At 54.4% G+C, this 2,792-nt stretch carries 4 protein-coding genes; all 4 read left to right on the top strand.

Annotation, left to right across the window (positions count from 1 at the left end):
* Positions 1–595, top strand: a 595-nt coding sequence (locus ACWVCN_RS07405; protein ID WP_455244924.1) for a pentapeptide repeat-containing protein, incomplete at its 5' end; no start/stop codon positions are given.
* 77 nt (positions 596–672) lie between these two features.
* Positions 673–1,467, top strand: a complete 795-nt coding sequence (locus ACWVCN_RS07400; RefSeq protein WP_455244923.1) for a segregation and condensation protein A — start codon at positions 673–675, stop codon at positions 1,465–1,467.
* A 2-nt stretch (positions 1,468–1,469) separates the two neighbouring features.
* Positions 1,470–2,315 carry an SMC-Scp complex subunit ScpB gene (gene scpB / locus ACWVCN_RS07395; protein WP_455244922.1) on the top strand — a complete coding sequence of 282 codons (846 nt, stop codon included), beginning with the start codon at positions 1,470–1,472 and terminating at the stop codon, positions 2,313–2,315.
* A 255-nt stretch (positions 2,316–2,570) separates the two neighbouring features.
* Positions 2,571–2,792: hypothetical protein (locus ACWVCN_RS07390; RefSeq protein ID WP_455244921.1), on the top strand; the 222-nt coding region annotated here is incomplete at its 3' end.

The following is a 2,792-nucleotide window of genomic DNA, read 5'->3' as shown; positions in this document are numbered from 1 at the left end:
CTCGCGGGCGGTATTCACCCAATCGGTGAAGTTGTCCGGGGCGACCTTTCTCCGGGAAAGCTATTTCGTGCAGGGGAGATTCCTGCGCGGCGTAGTTGCTGAGAAGACTGTTTTTGGCCCACACACGCGATTTCATCTGTCGCAGTTTGAAGAGCCGGCCGTGTTTTCACAATCGCGGTTTAACGGGTTAGCGGAGTTCCTTGAGGTGACGTTCGCCGGGAAGGTTGATTTCTCCCGCAGTTCGTTCGAGTCGGGTACGGGATTTTCCGGGGGTCAGTTTCAGGGGGCGTCTGATTTTTCAGAGAGCCTGTTCGAAGGCGATGCGTTTTTTACATTCACGCGGTTCGACGGGGAGGCTGATTTCCGTCGCGCGACGTTTCGGGCGACTGCGGATTTCGACAATGCCCAGTTCAATGCAGGGGAACAATTCTCGGGGGTCACATACAAGAAGGGGGCTCAGTTTGCCGGAGCCAAACGGTCTGCCCCTTCAGCTCAGGTGACGGGAGAAGGCAATCCCGAAGTCCAATACGTCATAACGCTTGCCTTACTGCTGTTGAGCGCCATGCTGATCGCCTATCTTGTGAAGTCGCGGTAGACGTATCCCTATCCATGGACCACAATACATGGGGTGGCTCTTGCTAGGAGCTTACTAAAGCTGGTATAAGGCCGTTTGTGGACGACCAACTCGATACAGCTCAACAAACCGAGCTGCCCTACCAGGTCCGGATCGAAAATTTCGAAGGGCCTCTCGACCTGTTGTTGCATCTCATCAAGAAGAACGAGATCAACATCTACGATATTCCCATCGCGATGATCGCCCGGCAGTACCTGGACTATATCGAAGCAATGAACGAGTTGAATCTAACCGTCGCGGGTGAGTTTTTGGTGATGGCGGCGACTTTGCTCCAGATCAAATCAAAGATGTTGCTTCCTGTGGAAGAAACGGAAGAGGACGAGGATATAGGGGCGGATCCGCGAGAGGAGTTGGTCAGGCGACTGCTCGAATACAAGAAGTTCAAAGAGGCGGCCCGCCAACTAGACACGCAGGAACGTTTGTGGCGTGAAGTGTACAGACGGACGCCCGCTCCTCTTGAGGAGACGGAAACCGACGATCAACTGCTCGAGAGCGTAGGCTTGTTTGACCTGGTCGACGCGCTGCAAGGCATTCTCAACCGGAATCCGGGGAAGAAGCTGTTGGAGATCATCCCGGACAACCTCACGGTTCGCGACCGCATGAATGTGATTTTGGAGGCGTTGGAAGGGCAGGAATCCGTCAGTTTCGACTCCTTGTTCGAGGAGTCCTGTCACAGGCTCGTGATCATTGTGACATTTCTCGCCTTGTTGGAGCTTATCCGTCTTAAGACGGCCCGCGTATTCCAGGCGGAAAATTTCGGACCGATTCTGGTTTCGCGCGCGTTTTCATTGGTGCCGGATCCTGCGGAATTGGATGACTCGGAATGGAGGTAGCGATGGAATCAACGGAAGTACGGAAAGCCGTTGACAGGGAACAGGCAGAAATACCGGAGCAGGTATGGCTGACTGGAGAGTCGAGTATGAACGCAGGGCAGGAGAAAACCGGTGAAGAAGAGCCTGCGCAGTCAGATCCGCTAGGGGGGCGTGAGCTTTCCGCGATCATTGAAGCGGTACTGTTCGTATCCGGAGAGGCGTTGTCGGTTGCGAGGTTAGCCTCGGTCATCGGGACTGTTTCAAAAGCAGAGGTGGATGTCGCACTCAAGGCGCTGCAAGAGCAATTAGCTCACGATAGCCGAGGAATTCAATTGGTGAAAGTGGCTGGTGGCTATCGTCTGGTGACGAAGCCTGACTACGCGCCCTGGTTGAAAAGGCTCGATAAGGCCAAAGCTGCGCAAAAACTTTCTAGGTCTGCGCTTGAGTCGCTTGCCATCATCGCCTACAAGCAACCGTTGGTTCGTGCCGAGATCGAAGAAATCCGAGGAGTGGAAACGTCCGGAGTGCTTCGGACGCTGTTGGAGCGCAAGCTCGTTCGTATCGTGGGCCGCAAGGAGGTGCCTGGGCGGCCGATCATGTATGGGACGACCAAGTTTTTCCTCGAACATTTCGGACTGGAGGACCTCGGTCAGCTCCCCCCGCTTCGAGAGTTCAAAGAACTTGGGGAGGCGGAGCAAGCGCATCTTCCGATCGAAGACACGTCTCCCATCGGGGAAACTAATAGCGATGAAGCAGACGGGACGGATGACCCGCCATCGGGCACAGAAGATGAGAAGGGAATCCTCGTCGGGCGAGGGGTTCAAGAGGAAGCACAGCTTGATGAGCCGATATTTGGAAGAATCGGTTGAGTCGGTGTAGTCGATCTCGCGTAACTCCCGCTAAATAGCTGGTGTATTCAGCCTGGGCAGTGCAAGGGCCTCTCCTTCTGTTCTCTCCAGTGTCCCCAAATGATTGACTTCCCGTCTGGTCATGCGTCTGTGTCTCATAAAGTGCCCCGTTGACTCCTTTCTTACCGCTTTGTTAGACTCGCCAATCCGGTATAAGTCGTTGAAAGAAGCAAGATTCTTGCTTGTAACCCGCTCACGCAACACGAGGCACCACCTATGATCAAAGCATGGCTGATGGATGAGATGTTTCGGTTCGAACGTGCTCGCTTGATGGTCGAAGGCACCCAAGGCGAGTGGGGTGCCGGCGATTCGATTGCCGAGGAGGAAGAACTCCCGCCAGCTCCCACCAATGTCGCAGCAAAGTGTGGCAACGGACGGATCATCATCACATGGGATTCTGTACCGGACGCGATGTACTACAATCTTTATTTCCAAACG

The sequence above is a fragment of the Petrachloros mirabilis genome (assembly GCF_975968855.1).
Note: the sequence above shows the minus strand (reverse complement) of the source record. Positions and strands in the feature narration are given on the sequence as shown.